This is a genomic window from Solibacillus isronensis (assembly GCF_023715405.1).
Lineage (GTDB): Bacteria > Bacillota > Bacilli > Bacillales_A > Planococcaceae > Solibacillus > Solibacillus isronensis_B.
In genome coordinates this window covers 1,911,588-1,929,724 of the sequence record NZ_JAMBOC010000001.1, presented here as the reverse complement: position 1 = coordinate 1,929,724, position 18,137 = coordinate 1,911,588, and the positions used below count along the sequence as shown (strand labels likewise).

Annotated in this window: 17 protein-coding genes; 13 read left to right on the top strand and 4 right to left on the bottom strand. The window is 38.7% G+C overall.

From position 1 onward, the window contains the following. Window positions 1–19: 19 nt before the first annotated feature. Both M3166_RS09795 and M3166_RS09790 read left to right on the top strand, forming a co-directional pair. The gene (locus M3166_RS09795; RefSeq protein WP_435368066.1) at window positions 20–418 is read left to right on the top strand and encodes a YlaH-like family protein; all 399 of its coding nucleotides are present in this window, start codon (window positions 20–22) and stop codon (window positions 416–418) included. Between the two features lie 124 nt (window positions 419–542). Further along, window positions 543–1,181, top strand: a complete 639-nt coding sequence (locus M3166_RS09790) for a fucose permease (RefSeq protein ID WP_251689562.1) — start codon at window positions 543–545, stop codon at window positions 1,179–1,181. A gap of 37 nt (window positions 1,182–1,218) precedes the next feature. Here the strand turns inward: M3166_RS09790 and M3166_RS09785 are convergent, their stop codons facing one another. Both M3166_RS09785 and M3166_RS09780 read right to left on the bottom strand, forming a co-directional pair. Next, entirely contained in the window at window positions 1,219–1,422 is a 204-nt protein-coding gene (locus M3166_RS09785) for a YlaI family protein (RefSeq protein WP_251689561.1), read from the bottom strand. A gap of 12 nt (window positions 1,423–1,434) precedes the next feature. Then, window positions 1,435–1,935, bottom strand: coding sequence for a peptidyl-prolyl cis-trans isomerase (locus M3166_RS09780; protein ID WP_251689559.1), 501 nt, complete (start codon window positions 1,933–1,935; stop codon window positions 1,435–1,437). A 170-nt stretch (window positions 1,936–2,105) separates the two neighbouring features. Here M3166_RS09780 and M3166_RS09775 point away from each other — a divergent pair, with 170 nt between their 5' ends. The 3 genes from M3166_RS09775 to pyc are packed head-to-tail and all read left to right on the top strand — an operon-like array spanning window position 2,106 to window position 7,072. Then, window positions 2,106–2,387: a YlaN family protein gene (locus tag M3166_RS09775; RefSeq protein ID WP_251689557.1), complete on the top strand. Its 282-nt coding sequence runs from the start codon at window positions 2,106–2,108 to the stop codon at window positions 2,385–2,387. 60 nt (window positions 2,388–2,447) lie between these two features. Continuing rightward, window positions 2,448–3,620, top strand: a complete 1,173-nt coding sequence (locus M3166_RS09770; RefSeq protein ID WP_251689555.1) for an FtsW/RodA/SpoVE family cell cycle protein — start codon at window positions 2,448–2,450, stop codon at window positions 3,618–3,620. Between the two features lie 17 nt (window positions 3,621–3,637). After that, entirely contained in the window at window positions 3,638–7,072 is a 3,435-nt protein-coding gene (gene pyc, locus M3166_RS09765; RefSeq protein WP_251689554.1) for a pyruvate carboxylase, read from the top strand. A 164-nt stretch (window positions 7,073–7,236) separates the two neighbouring features. On the opposite strand, the gene M3166_RS09760 is transcribed toward pyc, so the two are convergent. Then, window positions 7,237–8,148 carry a COX15/CtaA family protein gene (locus tag M3166_RS09760; protein WP_251689552.1) on the bottom strand — a complete coding sequence of 304 codons (912 nt, stop codon included), beginning with the start codon at window positions 8,146–8,148 and terminating at the stop codon, window positions 7,237–7,239. An 896-nt stretch (window positions 8,149–9,044) separates the two neighbouring features. On the opposite strand from M3166_RS09760, the gene coxB reads away from it, so the two are divergent. The 6 genes from coxB (at window position 9,045) to M3166_RS09730 (ending at window position 14,939) form a co-directional block, all read left to right on the top strand. Continuing rightward, entirely contained in the window at window positions 9,045–10,112 is a 1,068-nt protein-coding gene (gene coxB, locus M3166_RS09755; RefSeq protein ID WP_251689550.1) for a cytochrome c oxidase subunit II, read from the top strand. A 39-nt stretch (window positions 10,113–10,151) separates the two neighbouring features. Continuing rightward, complete coding sequence (locus M3166_RS09750; RefSeq protein ID WP_251689548.1) at window positions 10,152–12,092, top strand: cytochrome c oxidase subunit I; 1,941 nt, start codon at window positions 10,152–10,154, stop codon at window positions 12,090–12,092. Beyond that, window positions 12,092–12,718, top strand: coding sequence for a cytochrome (ubi)quinol oxidase subunit III (locus M3166_RS09745; protein ID WP_251689546.1), 627 nt, complete (start codon window positions 12,092–12,094; stop codon window positions 12,716–12,718). Before M3166_RS09750 ends, M3166_RS09745 begins: the two co-directional genes overlap by 1 nt. Before the next feature lies 1 nt (window position 12,719). Then, window positions 12,720–13,067, top strand: coding sequence for a cytochrome C oxidase subunit IV family protein (locus M3166_RS09740; RefSeq protein WP_251689544.1), 348 nt, complete (start codon window positions 12,720–12,722; stop codon window positions 13,065–13,067). Window positions 13,068–13,479: 412 nt separating this feature from the next. Further along, the gene (gene ctaG / locus M3166_RS09735) at window positions 13,480–14,391 is read left to right on the top strand and encodes a cytochrome c oxidase assembly factor CtaG (protein ID WP_251689543.1); all 912 of its coding nucleotides are present in this window, start codon (window positions 13,480–13,482) and stop codon (window positions 14,389–14,391) included. Between the two features lie 86 nt (window positions 14,392–14,477). Beyond that, the gene (locus M3166_RS09730; RefSeq protein ID WP_251689541.1) at window positions 14,478–14,939 is read left to right on the top strand and encodes a DUF420 domain-containing protein; all 462 of its coding nucleotides are present in this window, start codon (window positions 14,478–14,480) and stop codon (window positions 14,937–14,939) included. Window positions 14,940–15,023: 84 nt separating this feature from the next. Here the strand turns inward: M3166_RS09730 and M3166_RS09725 are convergent, their stop codons facing one another. Further along, on the bottom strand, window positions 15,024–15,380 hold the full coding sequence (locus tag M3166_RS09725; protein ID WP_008403436.1) for a YugN family protein: 357 nt from the start codon (window positions 15,378–15,380) through the stop codon (window positions 15,024–15,026). 148 nt (window positions 15,381–15,528) lie between these two features. Here M3166_RS09725 and M3166_RS09720 point away from each other — a divergent pair, with 148 nt between their 5' ends. Further along, window positions 15,529–16,578: a CAP domain-containing protein gene (locus M3166_RS09720; RefSeq protein ID WP_251689538.1), complete on the top strand. Its 1,050-nt coding sequence runs from the start codon at window positions 15,529–15,531 to the stop codon at window positions 16,576–16,578. A gap of 58 nt (window positions 16,579–16,636) precedes the next feature. Next, window positions 16,637–18,136: a UDP-N-acetylmuramoyl-L-alanyl-D-glutamate--2,6-diaminopimelate ligase gene (locus M3166_RS09715; protein ID WP_285848812.1), complete on the top strand. Its 1,500-nt coding sequence runs from the start codon at window positions 16,637–16,639 to the stop codon at window positions 18,134–18,136. The last annotated feature ends 1 nt before the right edge of the window (window position 18,137 follow it).

Below are 18,137 nucleotides of genomic sequence, written 5' to 3'. Positions count from 1 at the left end.
GTCATTAAGGAAAGGTTGAGTGATGTTGAATATTACGGCTGTGTTTGGTAGCTATTTAAATTTAGTATTACTGGCAACGGTATCTACAAATGAAAGTGATTACGTGTTTAATCGTATGTCTGGAATTACAAGATATTTATACGAAAATTTACCGAGCTACGAAATAGCTGGCTATGCAACATTCGTTCTTGTATTCCTTATGTCGGCAATTGTATACAAACTTGGTTTTGCAAAAAAACTTTCATTCGGCAGAAATGTCATCATCTATACTTTCCTGTTTATAGGGTGTATGGTGTTAACGTTTTTAGCTCTATTTTTACCGATGATTGAAGGTTTAATTGTAGCTGCGTTAATTCTGATCATTTATAAATCACGTTTATGGCGTGAAAAACGAGAAGAAGCGAAACAGCTAAGTTAATAGAGAGGGGGATGTGTTAATTTGGACACATTCCCTTCTTTTTTAAGTCGGTTTAATTGAAAACACTTTATTCGGAGCGTTATAATTCATAACTGGGGATAATAACTAAAATGGAGTAGAAAAAATGAACCTTACTAAAAAGCAAATTTTTATCATTGTTGGATTAGCGCTAATTATTATATCTTGCGTTATTTTTATACCTGCAGTATTATCGGCGAAAAATGAAGATAATGCAGCAGCGGAATTAAGTGAAATTTATAACGATCAATTTGTCGTTACAAAATCTACGGCACCTGCAATCGGTGATGATTTTGAAGTGACGGTCCAGTCTGAAACATCAAAAACAGTGTATGATTTTGAAGTAAAAGACGGTAAATATTTTGGCGAATATTTTGGTGAAAATGTAAACATGCAGGTGAATGAACTGATTCAACCAATCGTTGGGGAAGAGATATTAGTTATGTCGAATGTCTTCCAGGAAGGCTTGGAAGAACAGACAGCACTTGAAAATGTGAAAGCGGAAAAAGCTACTGTGCACTTATTAGTGGACGCTGAAGTTTCAGAAGCAACAGCACAGCAAATTGCAGATGCTGTAAAAGCACAATTCGGCGAAATACCAGTGACTGTTGAAGCGTATGTTGTTGATGAAGAGCGTGTTTTTGAAGGGGTAAAAACAGAAGTATTAAACTTCTTCCAGTTAAGCAAAATCAATGGAAAAAGCTTTGTCGACTTTAAATTCCACGAACAGTCTTTTGAATATTAATAAAAATGCGACGAGCTCTTTATGAGCCCGTCGCATTTTAAAATTCTTCATCAAATTTCGATGATGTTCGGAAAAAGCGGAATTTTCCTGTTGCTATTCGTTTACGGGTGTTCTCGGAAATACGTTCCGAACATGTTGGGCACATAAACGTATGGATTGGACGATTGCGTAATTTTTTTGCTAAAGGTAAATCGTTTGGTAGTTCATGTAGTGTATCGCAAATGACACATTTTACACGCATGACGAAATCCTCCTATTGAATACGAATCGCACGCACATTTTTTATTGGATTTTCAACATTTGAACCATCAGCAAATAGCACATGTACTGGTCCATCTTCTAAAAGTGGCTTTCCTTCTTGGCTGAATTTAAAAATGAAACTTTCAGCCTGCTGTAATGGAAATGCAAATTCCTCGTCTGTTGTACATTCAAAAACAACTTCATTTGCTCCATCAGCAAGTTCGGCATTTTTCAAAAATGGTTTGATTTCCATTCCGAATGTGCCCGTCATCATGCCTTTACGGTCAAATTTACGTTCTGTTTTCAATGTAGGCGGAAATACTGCACCTTCCATAATTTCACGCGACCAGTGTGCACCCATGTCACGTAAATATTTTTCGTTATTTTCTTCAACTTTTTCTGAAACAAAATATGTATTCAGATCCAGTTTACGATCATCAAAAATCCATACAGTAGGATCTAATGTTAGTTCAAATTTAACCGCGCCTTTAATTGGAATGATTGTTTCGGTCATTTGTAAGTCCCCCTTCACTATGTTCCTTCATAATTATAACGCGATTCCTCATAGAAAGAAATATAATTGAATTGAATGCAAAACATACAAAGACACTTGCATTTTTGAATGTAAAAAGATACACTTTACTAAGATAGAATCGAAGAAATATCATAGATGGGGGCGTCCTCATGGATACGAAAGCACAAGCTTCCTTTCAGGAAAAAGCATTAGAGCTGTTAACTGCGGATGCAGATAAAATTGCTCGATTAATTCGCGTACAAATGGATAATCTGACAATGCCATCTTGTCCGTTATATGAAGAAGTTTTAGATACACAAATGTTTGGTTTATCGCGTGAAATTGAATTTGCCGCGAGACTCGGGCTGATCGAACGTGAAAAAGGCAAGCAAATTCTTGATTCGTTAGAGAAAGAGCTTTCTTTATTACATGATGCGTATACAGACAAATAAAAGAAAACTCAAACGCTACATTGCGGTTTGAGTTTTTTTTTCAAAGATGAGGTTTATAACATGAAACAATATTTTAAAAATTATTTTCGCAATTTTGATTATGGGTTGATGTTCGTTTACATTTTGTTAATGTTATTTGGACTTGTCATGATCTACAGTTCGAGTATTTGGGTTTCTATTATTCAATATGATGCAAATCCGAACTTTTATTACAATCGGCAGCTCGTCAATATAATTTTAGCGCTGATTTTGTTTACGGTCGCTGTCATTACGCCATATAAAAGATTATCCAATAAATCTATATTAGGTCTTTTGCTGGCAATTATGTTTATACTAGAGTTATGGCTTTTAATAGCCGGCAAAAATGTTAATGGTTCCAGAAGTTGGATCAGCCTGTTCGGCCTTATGAATTTCCAGCCGTCAGAATTTGCCAAACTCTTTATTATTATTTTCTTTGCGGGAACTTTTTACCGTAAAAGTATGAACCGGGGTTCGATGCAGCTGTTAACATTTGATGATGTGTCGTATCCGTTGGGCATGTGGTTATTTATCGTACTTGTTGTCGGTTTTGAAACCGATCTCGGTGCACTAGTTATTATTGTAGCCATTGCACTTGTTGTTGTAATTACGAGCGGACTTAGAGGTAAGACGCTCGGCAGAATTTTTGGACTGCTTTCGGCTTTAGGGGTTGTCGGAATAATCGGGATTTTAATCTTTAAATGGGACACGGTTTTTAACGCAAGTCGAAGAGGCCGTATTACTTCCTTTATAGACCCTTTCAGTGATCCGCTTAATTCCGGTTATCATGTAGTCAACGGATATTATGCAATCGGAGCAGGAGGTTTGGAAGGTCGGGGGCTCGGGCAGTCGATTCAAAAGCTGGGGTATGTACCGGAACCGCAAACCGATTTCATTATGGCGATCATTGCCGAAGAGTTAGGGATTTTTGGTGTATCAATTGTTATTCTTGGTTTAGGCTTTATTGTGATGCGCGGTTATTATATCGCGATGTCAACAAAAGATCCGCTTGCACGAATGTTAGCGGCGGGCATTTCTACATGGATAGGATTACAGACTTTTATTAATTTAGGTGGATTATCGGGACTTATCCCGTTAACCGGAGTAACGTTACCTTTTATAAGCTATGGCGGTACTTCTATATTATTGCTCTCAGTGGCAATGGGGATACTTATTAATGTATCCACACATCACAAATTGGAAAAAAGAAAGTAATTGGGGGTTAAGGAGAAATGAAGTCGATTCAAAAGATTTTAGTTGCAAACCGAGGCGAAATTGCAATCCGTATTTTACGCGCCTGTAATGAGTTACATATTAAAACAGTGGCAATTTATTCTCGTGAAGATAGCGGATCTTATCACCGCTATAAAGCAGACGAGGCATATATCGTTGGCGTAGGTAAAAAACCGATTGATGCTTATTTGGATATTGAAGGCATCATTAAGATTGCGAAAGAGGCAAATGTGGATGCGATTCATCCTGGTTACGGTTTTTTATCGGAAAATGTTGATTTCGCGCGCCGTTGTGAAGAAGAAGGTATTCAATTTATTGGACCGACTTCTAAGCATCTTAATATGTTTGGCGATAAAGTTAAAGCGCGTGAACAGGCAGTTTCTGCGCAAATTCCGGTTATTCCGGGTACAGACGGTCCTGTAGTAAACTTGGAGGAAGTAGAACAGTTCAGTGAAACATACGGCTTCCCGATTATGATTAAAGCGGCTCTTGGTGGTGGCGGACGTGGAATGCGTTTAGTAAATTCCAAAGAAGAACTGCAATCGGCTTATGATCGTGCAAAATCTGAAGCAAAAGCGGCATTTGGCTCGGACGAAGTATATGTGGAGAAGGCGATTATTAAGCCGAAGCATATTGAAGTTCAAATTATCGGAGATACACACGGTAATATTGTGCATCTATATGAACGTGACTGTTCAATTCAACGACGTCACCAAAAGGTAGTGGAAATTGCACCTTCAAATTCTATTTCTGAACAGCTCCGCAATGAGATTTGTGATGCAGCTGTTAAGTTGATGAAAAATGTCGGCTATATTAATGCAGGTACTGTAGAATTTTTAGTTGCAGACAATCAGTTTTATTTCATTGAAGTAAATCCGCGTATTCAAGTTGAACATACGATTACAGAAATGATTACCGGACTTGATATTGTGCATGCACAAATTAAAGTAGCAGAAGGGCTTGACCTTCATTCGAAAGAGGTCGGAATTCCTGTACAGGACAAAATTCCGCTGTTCGGTTACGCGATTCAGTCTCGAGTAACAACGGAAGATCCTGCAAATGACTTTATGCCGGATACAGGGAAACTGATGGTATACCGTTCAAGTGGCGGTTTTGGTGTTCGTCTGGACGCAGGAAATGGTTTCCAGGGCGCTGTTGTAACACCATACTATGATTCCTTGCTTGTAAAAATTTCGACATGGGGAATGACGTTTGAAGAAGCCGCGGCAAAAATGGACCGTAACTTACGTGAGTTCCGTATTCGAGGTGTGAAAACGAATATCCCGTTTTTGGGTAATGTTGTAATACATGAAAAATTTATAAAAGGTGAGTTTGATACGAGCTTTATTGATACGACACCGGAATTGTTTGAATTCCCGGAACGTAAAGACCGTGGAACAAAACTATTAAACTATATTGGAAATGTCACATTAAATGGATTCCCGGGTGTTGAAAAACGTACAAAGCCGATTTTTGTACAGCCTGATAAGCCAAAAGTAGATATTCTAATTCCTTCACCAGAAGGTACAAAACAAATTCTTGATGCACGAGGTGCAGACGGACTTGTGAAATGGATTAAAGAGCAAGAAGATGTTTTACTGACAGACACGACATTCCGTGATGCCCATCAATCATTGCTTGCAACGCGTGTGCGTACGCAGGATATGCTTGAAATTGCAGACGAAACATCTCGTCTAATGCATGACTATTTCTCGCTTGAAATGTGGGGTGGGGCAACATTTGATGTTGCGTACCGTTTCTTAAGCGAAAATCCTTGGGACCGTTTGGAAAAACTTAGAAAGAAAATTCCGAATGTTCTGTTTCAAATGTTGTTACGCGGAGCGAATGCGGTAGGTTATACGAACTATCCGGATAATCTGATTCGTGAGTTCATTCAGGAATCTGCATCTTCAGGTGTGGACGTTTTCCGAATTTTCGACTCGCTTAACTGGATTAAAGGAATGGAAGTAGCAATCGATGAAGTGCGTAATAGCGGAAAAGTAGCGGAAGCGGCAATCTGTTACACAGGCGATATTTTAGATGACAGCCGCGCGAAATATACGGTTCAGTACTACAAAGATATGGCACGTGAACTAGAAGCGACGGGCGCTCATATTTTAGCAATTAAAGATATGGCGGGACTGCTTAAACCACAAGCTGCATATCGACTTATTTCCGAGCTTAAAGATGCGACTAGTTTGCCAATCCACCTGCATACACATGATACGAGCGGAAACGGCATTTACTTATATGCGAAGGCAATTGAAGCAGGTGTTGATATTATTGATACAGCACTAGGTTCAATGGCCGGTTTAACATCACAGCCAAGCGCCAATTCATTGTACTATGCAATGAAGGGTTCTGAGCGTACTGTACGGGCAGATATCGATAGCCTGGAAAAATTGTCTTACTACTGGGAAGATGTTCGCAAATATTATGTTGATTTCGAAAGCGGCATGAATGCACCACATTCTGAAATTTATGTACACGAAATGCCGGGCGGTCAATACAGTAACCTGCAGCAGCAAGCAAAAGCAGTCGGTTTAGGCGACCGTTGGGATGAAGTGAAGACAATGTATTCCCGTGTAAATCTAATGTTCGGTGATATTGTAAAAGTAACACCGTCATCAAAGGTAGTAGGGGATATGGCGTTATTCATGGTACAAAATGATTTAACGGAAGATAATATTGTTGAGCGTGGACAAACGATTGATTTCCCTGAATCTGTTATTGAATTTTTCCAAGGTTATTTAGGACAGCCGCATGGCGGATTCCCGGTGGAAATTCAGAAAGTTGTATTAAAGGATCGTACGCCTATTACAGTTCGTCCTGGAGAATTGTTGCCGCCGGTTGATTTCGATCAGCTGACAGCAGAATTAACTGAAAAGTGTGGACGAGCACCGTCTAAACAAGACGTTCTCGCATATGCGCTTTACCCGAAAGTATTTGAGCAATTTACTGATGCTGTGAATGCATTCGGCGATGTTTCTGTACTCGATACGCCTACATTCTTCTATGGATTGAAAATTGGTGAAGAAATTGAAGTAGAAATCGAAAAAGGAAAGACACTGATTGTTAAGCTTGTATCAATCGGTGAACCGCAGCATGATGGAACACGCATTATTTATTTTGAACTGAATGGCCAATCTCGTGAACTGGTAATTCAAGACTTAACGGTAGAAGTAGACGGCAGCATTGCACTGAAAGCCGATCCGTCAAACCCGAACCAAATCGGTGCAACAATGCCGGGTACTGTTCTAAAAGTCGTTGTTAATAAAGGAAGTACAGTAAAACGTGGCGAGCACTTATTAATTACTGAAGCGATGAAAATGGAAACAACAGTCCAAGCGCCAAAAGACGGTATTGTAAAAGAAATCTATGCAAAAGCAGGAGATGCAATTTCAACAGGCGATCTGCTTATTGAATTAGAATAGGATAAGTAACCTAGTCTAAATGAAAAGAGCCGGAAATTTTTAATTTAAAATTTCCGGCTCCTTATTTTATATTTACTTTATCGATGTGAGCTTTACAGTGGAACAACAAAAGGGAGAGTGCTAAGTGCATTCTCCCTTTTCTAGTAACTATAAACCTAATTAATTTATTTCGACCTTGAAACTAGCATAATCAAATAACATAATAAACCGAATAGAAGTGTAATTAATAACGAGTGCATTAATGAAACGAATAAGTGAAGTTTTAACAGGACTACAAGCATGCCGGCAATCACTTGTAAAATTACAAGTGAAAGAGCGATTGTCCAGCCCCAGAAAATAATCCGCTCTTTTTTGTAGTTTCTGATAACATGGATAGCAATATAGGCAATCCAAATTACGAAGATTAACACTGCAAAACGGTGCCCCATCTGAACCCACTCATACATATTGTACGGTATCGTCATTGGTTGATCGTTACGGCAGAACGGCCAATCTGGACAGACTAGACTAGCATCGGTATGACGTACAAGAGCCCCGCTATAAACAACTATATATGAATATAAAGTAACGCAAATAGTATGTATTTTTAATTTCCTGCTCATGTACAATCGATCGGCATCAAACTTTTTGTCGACTTCAAATACAATCAAGGTAAGCAGCAGTACAGCCGCAAATGAGATTAATGAAATCCCGAAATGTAACGCTAAAATAAAGTCACCTTGTCCCCATAATACTTGGGCAGCCCCAATAAGTGCCTGAAGAGCAAGGAAGAACAGTGCTAAAAACCCTAAAAGCTTAACTTCACGAATATGGCCTAGTGCGCGCCATGTCCAAATAACAAGAATTAGGATAAAAATGGATACTGATCCTGTTACAAGACGGTGAGAAAATTCAATTAATACTTCTGTTGTAATTTCTTTCGGTATTAATGAACCGTTGCAGTCCGGCCAGTTTCTTCCACAGCCCAAACCGCTATCGGTCTTTGTAACAAGTGCTCCACCTTGAAGGATGAGCAACATGCCGAGGGTAGACAAAACAGCAAACCATTTTAGAAATTTGTAATATTTTTGATGCATAAAATGAGCTCACCTACTTTAATTTTCGCTTCGCTACAAAGAGCGTCTCTAATTTTAGATAATAGCGAAAATAACTGAAAAATACAACCATAATAGGGATTCGGTTGTAAACGCAACCATTTTTTCACAAATTGTTCATAAATTCGTCTTCTTGCATTCACAAATATTGGCAAAAAATACATTACTATATAGTTGTTGATAAAGATTTCTGCATGTTTCGTCAAGTTTGTCGTGAAGTAGTTTGAAATTTCATGAAACGTCTAGAAATCCTATCCAAATTTAGATATAGTTATGGTAACGGAATATGCTTACAAATTTGAAAGGAGAAGTAAGTTATTGGACCTTTTTGCCAAAACCCCGTCGAACTATAGATATTTTTAGCACAATTACTCTTTAAGTTTTCTTGCACTTATAAAGATAGGAATCTGTACTTCACATTACTGAAGACTTAAAGAAGAATCGAAGTTTTCTAGATATTTTGCTTATTTTTCTAGCAAAATAGTATAAACTAGAATTTAGCAGTAAAATGGGATATAAGTAAAAATGTCTCAGTAATTTCAAAATCCTACTTATTGCGTAAGCGGATTTTTGTAACCGATAGCAGTGACTGCTGTCAGCATGTGAGGACTTATAAATTTCTGAACCGTATCATTTAAGTGAAACTTTACTCAAATATATTAGAATTTTTCCAATCGAATCTGTATTTGACTTAACACGATTAGAAGAACAGGAGACTAAACAATATTTGAGTATAAAGGGAAGCAGCAAGTAGTGGGCGGCTAAAAGATCGGGATTCTTTCCAGTACAGTATTGCACTGTACAAGAATTCACATAGACATAACCGCAGTCATGGTTACACATGAAAATACAACAAAGAAAGAGGGGTTTATTAAGCTATGATGAAAGGGCTTAAAAAATGGCGTTTATTCTCGTTATTAACAGTAATGACAGTATTCCTTTCAGCATGTGGTGAAGAGTATATCTCGACGCTTCGTCCATCTGGTCAAGTCGGTAAAGAGCAATTAAACATCTTATATTTATCCATAGCTATTATGGCATTAGTCGTTATTGTCGTATCGACAATTTATTTAGTTGCTTTCTTTAAATTCCGCCGTTCAAAAGTTGGCGAAGACCATATGCCGAAGCAAGTGGAAGGCAGCCATACTTTAGAGGTGATTTGGACAGTTATTCCAATTATTTTATTATTAGTCTTAGCTGTTCCAACGCTGCACTATACGTATAAATTTTCGAATGTTGCTGCAATGGACGAAGTAGACGAAAGCGGTAACAATACTGCACTTACAGTAAATGTTACGGCAAAGTTATACTGGTGGGAATTTGAATATCCAAACCAAGGAATTATTACAGCACAGGAACTGGTTGTTCCAACTGATGAAAAAGTATACTTCAACTTAATCGCATCTGATGTAAAGCACTCATTCTGGATTCCGGCTATTGGCGGAAAGATGGATACAAACGTTGATGGCATTAACAAATTCTATTTACAGTTTGATAGAGAATCAGCCGGTTTAAACGATGGTGAAGGCGTATTCTATGGTAAATGTGCGGAGTTATGCGGTCCTTCACATGCTTTAATGGACTTCAAAGTAAAAGCACTTGAGCCGGAAGCATTCAACGCATGGGTTACAGCAATGCAGGCTACTGAAGGTGCCACAGCAGATAAAGAGTCATCTAATTTAGGTGAAGCAACATTTGCCAACTCTTGCTTAGGATGTCACGCAGTGTCCGGAGTTGCAGGCAATGGATTAGGTCCTAACTTAACAACTTTCGGCGACCGTAACCGTGTTGCTGGTTACATGGAACATACAGTAGAAAATACGGCAGACTGGATTTATGAACCTTCTAAATACAAACCAGGAAATACGATGCCGGATAAACTTGTGACAGAAGAGGAAGCACAAGCAATCGCTGACTATTTAATGTCATTATCAGTTGAAAAGTAATATTTACATTAGAGAGAAACATTGAAGGAGGTTAAAGGTGTGAGCTCTGTTACACAGAAAAAGGGCTTTGGAGCACATGTATGGGACTATTTAACAACGGTCGATCATAAAAAGATCGCAATCATGTATTTAGCAGCCGGTACTCTGTTCTTCGCAATTGCAGGATTTGAAGCGTTACTGATGCGTATCCAATTAATGTTCCCTGAAAGTACATTCATTTCTGCAGGCCTATTTAACGAACTATTAACAATGCACGGCACAACGATGCTATTCTTAGCAGCAACACCAATAATATTTGCCTTTATGAATGCGGTCGTACCACTTCAAATTGGAGCGCGTGACGTTGCATTCCCGTTCTTAAACTCATTAGGATTTTGGCTATTCTTTATTGGTGCAGTATTCCTTCACCTTTCATTCTTTTTAGGTGGAGCACCTGATGCAGGTTGGACTTCTTATGCATCATTATCTTTATATTCACCGGGCCACGGTATTGACTTCTATATTCTTGGTCTGCAAATTTCGGGTGCAGGTACGTTAATTTCAGGTATTAACTTCATCGTAACAATCATTACGATGCGAGCACCTGGTATGACGTTCATGCGTATGCCTTTATTCACTTGGACGACTTTAGTAGCAAGTTCACTAATTTTATTCGCATTCCCTCCACTTACTGGCGGATTGTTCTTAATGTTAGTTGACCGTATGTTTGGGGCAAACTTCTTTGATCATACAATGGGTGGTAATACAATTATTTGGGAGCACTTATTCTGGATTTTCGGTCACCCTGAAGTATACATCTTAGTACTGCCGGCATTCGGTTTATTCTCGGAAATTATTCCGGTTTTCGCTCGTAAACGTTTATTCGGATACTCATCAATGGTATTCGCTACAATTTTAATCGGTTTCTTAGGGTTCATGGTATGGGCCCACCACATGTTCACAGTTGGTTTAGGTGCTACTGCGAACGCCATTTTCGCTGTTGCTACAATGGCGATCGCTGTTCCGACTGGGATGAAAGTCTTCAACTGGATCCTTACAATTTGGGGTGGTTCGATTAAAGTAACGGTACCGATGCTGTATGCACTTGGATTTATTCCTTCATTCGTTGCTGGTGGGGTTACAGGGGTAATGCAGGCAACTGCCCCACTTGACTATCAGCTGCATGATTCATACTTTATCGTAGCGCACTTCCACTACGTAATCGTAGGTGGTATCGTAACAGGTTTATTCGGTTCAGCGCATTTCTACTGGCCAATTATGTTTAACCGTGCATTAAATCCTAAACTGGGAATGATTACTTTCTGGATGTTCTTTATCGGATTCCACTTAACGTTCTTCATCCAGCATTTCTTAGGATTAATGGGTATGCCACGTCGTGTATTCACTTACATGGAAGGTCAAGGTTGGGATTTATTCAACTTTATCTCGTCAATCGGTGCTATTATGATGGGAATCGGGGTAGTATTATTAGTAATTGATGCAATATTATCGATTAAATCAGAACCGGTTAACCGCCGTGATTACTGGGGCGATGGTCGTTCACTTGAGTGGGCGCTTGAAACACCGCTGCCATTCTATAACTTTAAACAAACACCACTAATTCGTGGTTATGATCCTTATTGGATTGAAAAAGAAGAAGGCAACAAAGAAGGTATGGTTTATGCTGAGCCGTTAGGTGAAATCCATATGCCAAATAATTCAATTCTGCCATTTATTATGTCAATCGGAATGATGATTGCCGCATTTGGTGCTCTATACAGCCCGTGGGGAGATCAAGTTCAGGCTGGTACAGCGACAGGAACAACACCTGCCATTTCTTTAGCATTGATTATTGGTGGTCTAGGATTAACAATTGCATGTATGATCATCCGATCGTTCAAAGACGATTTAGGATTCCACGTAACAGTTTCTGAAATTGAACAGGTGGAAGCGGATTTAGCTCACTACCGTGCAACAGGTAATAAAGGGGGTAACAAGTAATGGATCTTAATCAAAAATTTACTCCACAAACTTGGCCGAAACACCCTGAACAAGCTACTTTAGAAGGGAAAAACAAGTTAGTTGGACTTTGGATTTTCCTGGCATCGGATACAGTATTATTCGCGAGTGTATTTGCTACATATATCGCGCTTAAAGATAGCGGTCCGGCAGGGATGGAATTCTCGGCAAAGGAACTTTATGAATTACCGTTGGCGTTTGTAATGACAATGTTATTATTAACATCTTCATTAACTTCTGTATATGCGATGTACCATATGAGAAACTTTAACTATTCCGGTGTTCGTACATGGATGGGGATTACAGTTTTATTAGGGTTAGGCTTCCTTGCATTGGAAATCTATGAATTCCAGCACTATATACACATCGGGTTTGGTTATACACAATCGGCGTTCTCTTCTGCGTTCTTTACGCTCGTAGGGATGCACGGTTTGCATGTTATTATCGGTTTAGTTTGGATTACGGGATTAATCATCCGCAATAGTAGCCGTGGATTGAACCTATACAACGCACCGAAGTTCTTTGCAGCTTCACTGTATTGGCACTTCATTGACGTTGTATGGGTATTCATTTTCACAGTAGTCTATCTGATGGGAGTGGTTGGATAAAATGGGACACGAAACTCATGTAGAAGTACGTACTCAGGCACAATTCGAATATGACAGAGAACATGCCAAAGCGCATATGCGTAAACAAGTAGTAAACTTTGCGATCATGATTTTCCTGACTTTTATCGCATTTGCCGCTGTACTGGCTGACTTTGCTCCAACATTTATCATTCCGATTATTTTATTATTGGCTGGAGTACAAGTAGTACTGCAACTTTATGCTTTTATGCACTTGGAAGATCGCACAACACATATGGTTGGTGTAATTGAGTTCTTCATCTGGAGTGCAGCCTTCATCGCGTTCACGTTCTTCCTGGCGTTTACGACAATTATTTGGTGGGGGAATTAAACGCATAACAATTGACGTCCTTAGCAAATGCTGGGGACGTTTTTTGTTTATAGGTATGTTTGCAAAGTGAGCTATATAGTTACATAAGAAATTTGGGAGTTTGAGCGGAAGGTGCAGACTCCTGAGAATCAGCAAATTTAAATTTATGACGAAAGCAAAAGACACAAGCGCCTAGCGGAAAATCCACTTAATAGGGACGAGTCCCAATGCCCACGGAAAGCGTCCACCCACCATGACAATTAACCTTCTTAATTAGATGGAAAGGTTGACTTAGCTTCATATTAAATAATGTACGGTCTAACCTATATGTAAAATACATGTTTGATTCAAGCAATTGTCATAGTTCTTTCATTGATGTTGGAGAAATTGCCATCTATAATAAAATTACTGATGTTTAAAGGAGCATGGTCATATGCCAATAAGTATATTCGGTTTTCAAGCATTATGGAGCCCATATTTATTCGGGTGTTTACTATTTGTAACGGCTTTCTATTTTTTACTGACTGTTACATGGCGAGATAAGTTTAAATTGAGTGAACCGTTAAAGAAAAGTGAAGCAGCTTATTTTGTACTGGGAATTATTTCTTTTTATATAATTAAAGGATCTCCAATTGATTTGCTTGGTCATATTATGTTTACGATGCATATGACGCAAATGGCATTTTTATTATTATTAGTGCCGATATTCTTTATTAAAGGAATTCCTTGGTGGGTTTGGAAAGTGGTTGTGGAAGCACCTGTTATGCGGACAATTTTTAAAATTTTTACAAAACCGCTCGTTTCGATTATCGTCTTTATTGGCTTATTTTCGGTATATCATTTACCATCTGTATTTGACACGATTAAATTAAACGAAATATACCACCTGGCTTATACAGCGATTTTGTTTATTTCAGCTATTTTTATGTACTGGCCATTATTGAATAATGTTGATGGACAGCATGAAATGAAGAATATGACTAAATTGGCGTATATTGCCTCGAATGCAGTGTTAATAACACCAGCCTGTGCGCTTATTATATTTGCTTCGAGCCCAATGTACGGTACATACAGTGATAGTGACATGTGGCTGAAGGCGATGGAATTATGTGTTCCTTCCACTACATTATCAGGACTTACATTATCTGGTCCGGAGTTGTTCTCAAGTATGGATTTATTGAGCGATCAGCAGGTTGGCGGAGTATTGATGAAAATTATTCAGGAAATTATATTTGGCGTTATCTTATTTAAAATTTTCCGTAAGTGGTGGAATACAGAGCGTTCAAATCAGCAGGAAATTACAGATAATGCTTTAAAAGAGTTTCAAAATAGAACACAGTACTAATAAGATGTTAAACTGTGTACAAATGGAGCAATCAACATAGTAATGTTGTTCATATTGATAGATTAAGTAAGAATGGAGATTTGAAAATGAATTTACCTATATTACCCACTATAAGCACGACGTTTATTGTCCTTAGTGCAGTGCTCGTAGCAATTGGCTGGGTATTGATCGCGAAGAAAAATGTGGAAGCACATAGAAAAGTAATGTTGGCAGCGGGTGTTTCGGCACTGGCATTCTTTATCATTTATGTATCACGAACTGTGTTCATTGGTAATACGGCCTTCGGTGGACCGGATGAGCTGAAAATATATTACACAGTCTTTTTAGTTTTCCATATTACATTAGCAACAGTTGGGGCAGTATTCGGTCTGACTAGTATAATTTCTGGTCTTAAATCAAAGCTGAAATTACACCGCAAAATTGGTGCGATTACAAGTATTATTTGGTTCTTCGTAGCGATTACTGGGGTTATTGTATATTCACTGCTTTATGTTATTTATGAAGGCGGCGAAACGACGTCTGTCTTTAAAGCAATTTTAGGATTTTAAATTTGAAGGCTTCCTATATTTAGATATAGGGAGCTTTTTTGGCAAATAAAAAAAGCTGGGTTGGGTTGCCAGCTTTTAAAGGGATTAAATACCGTATGCTGATAGCTCTCTGCGAACATCTGCCAGTACTTTTTCACACTCTTTTACAAGATGTCCCGGGAATACCTCATCTGTGTATTCAACACCGTGTGGATAATAGTATTTTCCAATTGCAGGTTTGTTGATATTTAAAGTTGCATTATGTGCACCTACATCACCCGATACTGCATTACAAAAAACACGTAAATAAAAACGACCTTCACGTACATCATAGCAGCGGTCAAATGTCATTCGGTCATAGTCCCAGGCACCGTGGCACTCTAAACCGAATTTGCCCATTACTGTCGTTAAAACTTCTTGATCAACTTTAACATGTTCGAGTTGTGTGTTTTCAAAATACATTTCTTTATCCTCCCTTTGCCTATCGTACATAAGTTTACGGTCAATTCTAATAATAGAACAAAATGGTAATTGATGCAATGACAACATTGTGTCATAGTGTCCAAAATTGGTATAATTATACTACCCAAAATAATGGTGGAGGATTTTAATGAAAGTTTTATTTCGCATATTAATTATTGCAACTTGCATCGGGATTGTTCTTTATTATTCAAATGAAGAATCCTCTCAAACCGAATTATTGGAAGGCCCGCCAAGCATTACGAAACCTGTAGTCGAACTGGAACCTTCCATGCCGACTGAACAGTTTCTTCCGCGACCAGCTACCGGTATTTCTACACTAATAGGGAAAACATCGAAGGAAGTATTGGAAAAATATAGTACTCCGAAGCGAATCGATCCAACGGAATATGGATACGAATGGTGGATTTACGAGACAGACAATGGGCTGTTAATGGTCGGTATGAAGGAAGATCGAGTAAATCAGATTTATACAAATAATGGTGAATTTGATATCACACCGTTTGTAATCGGTGAGCCATTGGACGATATTTATCGTACGACAGTATTGGGGCAGGAAATAACAGTTGAACTCGAGGAGAATATTTATATATTTGCAATGAATGAACAAGATTTACATGATCGCATTCTAGTAAAATATGATAATCTGTATGCGCAATTATACATAGATCACGAAACGAATCAATTATACAGTGTCCGTTTCCTCGATGGGGAAACACTCGTATTACATAAGCCGTATGAAATGCAATTTATAGGAGAGCTCTTTGAAGCAAGTACCCCTTCCAGCTATATGCAAATTGATATTAATTTGGCGAACCGGAGACAATTGACGGATTTGGCAAACTCCTTGCGTGTGCAATTTGGATTGCCTGCTTTACTCCCGTCTGATACGCTCGCTTCCTTGGCGGATTATAATAGTGAACATATGTTTATAGGGATGATGGATTCTCAAGTGACAGATGATGAATATAAGATTGAAGACCAGTTGAATGAAATGCGGCAGGTCTATGAGCAGCATGGTGTCAATGTGGCAACAAATTATAAAGATGCCATTGAGGTGATTCATGGCTGGATGAACTCGAAAGAACATCGCACATTGCTTACGGATGAAGAATTTACGCATATCGGTTCTGGAGCATTTATGAATTACTATACACAGCTGTATGTGAAACAAAAATAAAAATAAATAAAAATTAAACGCTGCGATATGTAGCGTTTTTTTTTTGTCTTCATAAAGTATGGTAAGGAGTGAAACCGTGCAAATTGGAGAATTGATTAAAGATTGGCCGTGCACTATGAAGGGCTCCATTAGAGTGGAAATAAAACGAGTGGAAGACGATGCGAATCTTATTTTGCCTGGAGATGCTTTTATCGCCAGAAAGGGAAATAAGTCGAGTGGTATTTCGTATATTGATAGCGCTTTGGAGAAGGGCGCAGCAGCAATTGTAGTAGATGATGAAAATTACTTTAATGAAGCCGATTTACCTGTACCGATTATTTGGGTACCGAATTGTTTGAGTTTTATCGCCTATGCGAGTGCAAAAATTTATAATTTCCCCGCAGAAGCATTGACCGTGATTGCGGTAACAGGCACAAACGGCAAAACAACTGTTACGCATTTTATCGGACAAATTCTAAACCAGTTAGATAAGCGCACTATGGTAATCGGTACGAACGGTGTTTTTATCGACCAGGAAAAATGTTATCCGGAAATGGAAGCATTGACAACATTACAGGCGAAAAATATTCAATTTTTGTTTAAAGAAGCAATCCGTCTTGATGTACCTTACGTTGTTCTGGAAGCTTCGTCCATTGGTCTGGAAAAGCACCGTCTGGATCATTGTGATATTGATATCGGTATTTTCTTGAATGTGACAGAAGATCACATTGAAGACCATGGTAGTTTTGAACGCTACAAACTATCCAAACAGATTTTATCGACCTTGGCGAAAAAAAATATTATAAACAGTGATGACAGTGTTTGTCGTTCCATAGGTTTGGCGACGAAAGGCAAGCGTATTTTTTTCGGCAAGGGGAGCCATGTCGACTACTTTTTCCAAACGCTAGTTGACGGACCAGCATCAACAACTTGTTGTATTCAGCATAAGAAAGAGAAGCATATAGTGAACATTCCGTTAGTGGGGGACTATCAATGCAGCAATGTGCTTGCAGCGATAAGCTGTGTGGCACAGCTTGATTTTCCGTTAATTAACATATGCAAAGCAATCGGAAATTTAGAATTGCCTGAAGGGCGGTTTGAGCATGTGCAAAATCAGTTAGGCTTATCGATCGTTGTCGATTATGCCCATACACCGGATGCGATGAAAATGATTTTGCAAACATTAAAAAAACATACAAAGCGCAGGCTAATTGTCATGTTTAGCTGCGGTGGTAACCGAGACAAGGCAAAACGACCGAAAATGGGAATGATCGCATCGATATATGCGGATTATATTATTTTAACGACAGATAATGCGCGCAGTGAAAGTCCGCAACAGATCAATAAGCAGATTCGTGAAGGCTTTTCTTCTTCACAGGAGTATATTGAGTGTCTCAACCGAAAAGAAGCGATTGAACATGCACTTAATTATGCGGAAGAAGGCGATACAATCGTACTGCTAGGAAAAGGTCATGAAAAAACACAGCAAATTGGAGACAAACAAAAATACTTTTCCGATTTAGTATTTGTTCGGGAGATGGTGAGGCAATTGGAAAAACGTCGGTTGAACAATCATTGAT

Excerpts from the sequence above, each read along its gene's own strand:
- ctaG (WP_251689543.1), top strand. The coding sequence starts at position 13,480 with ATGCCAATAAGTATATTCGGTTTTCAAGCATTATGGAGCCCATATTTA.
- M3166_RS09775 (WP_251689557.1), top strand. The coding sequence starts at position 2,106 with ATGGATACGAAAGCACAAGCTTCCTTTCAGGAAAAAGCATTAGAGCTG.
- M3166_RS09790 (WP_251689562.1), top strand. The coding sequence starts at position 543 with ATGAACCTTACTAAAAAGCAAATTTTTATCATTGTTGGATTAGCGCTA.
- M3166_RS09720 (WP_251689538.1), top strand. The coding sequence starts at position 15,529 with ATGAAAGTTTTATTTCGCATATTAATTATTGCAACTTGCATCGGGATT.
- M3166_RS09780 (WP_251689559.1), bottom strand. The coding sequence starts at position 1,935 with ATGACCGAAACAATCATTCCAATTAAAGGCGCGGTTAAATTTGAACTA.
- M3166_RS09725 (WP_008403436.1), bottom strand. The coding sequence starts at position 15,380 with ATGTATTTTGAAAACACACAACTCGAACATGTTAAAGTTGATCAAGAA.
- M3166_RS09760 (WP_251689552.1), bottom strand. The coding sequence starts at position 8,148 with ATGCATCAAAAATATTACAAATTTCTAAAATGGTTTGCTGTTTTGTCT.
- coxB (WP_251689550.1), top strand. The coding sequence starts at position 9,045 with ATGATGAAAGGGCTTAAAAAATGGCGTTTATTCTCGTTATTAACAGTA.
- M3166_RS09785 (WP_251689561.1), bottom strand. The coding sequence starts at position 1,422 with ATGCGTGTAAAATGTGTCATTTGCGATACACTACATGAACTACCAAAC.
- pyc (WP_251689554.1), top strand. The coding sequence starts at position 3,638 with ATGAAGTCGATTCAAAAGATTTTAGTTGCAAACCGAGGCGAAATTGCA.
- M3166_RS09770 (WP_251689555.1), top strand. The coding sequence starts at position 2,448 with ATGAAACAATATTTTAAAAATTATTTTCGCAATTTTGATTATGGGTTG.
- M3166_RS09745 (WP_251689546.1), top strand. The coding sequence starts at position 12,092 with ATGGATCTTAATCAAAAATTTACTCCACAAACTTGGCCGAAACACCCT.
- M3166_RS09740 (WP_251689544.1), top strand. The coding sequence starts at position 12,720 with ATGGGACACGAAACTCATGTAGAAGTACGTACTCAGGCACAATTCGAA.
- M3166_RS09715 (WP_285848812.1), top strand. The coding sequence starts at position 16,637 with ATGGTAAGGAGTGAAACCGTGCAAATTGGAGAATTGATTAAAGATTGG.
- M3166_RS09730 (WP_251689541.1), top strand. The coding sequence starts at position 14,478 with ATGAATTTACCTATATTACCCACTATAAGCACGACGTTTATTGTCCTT.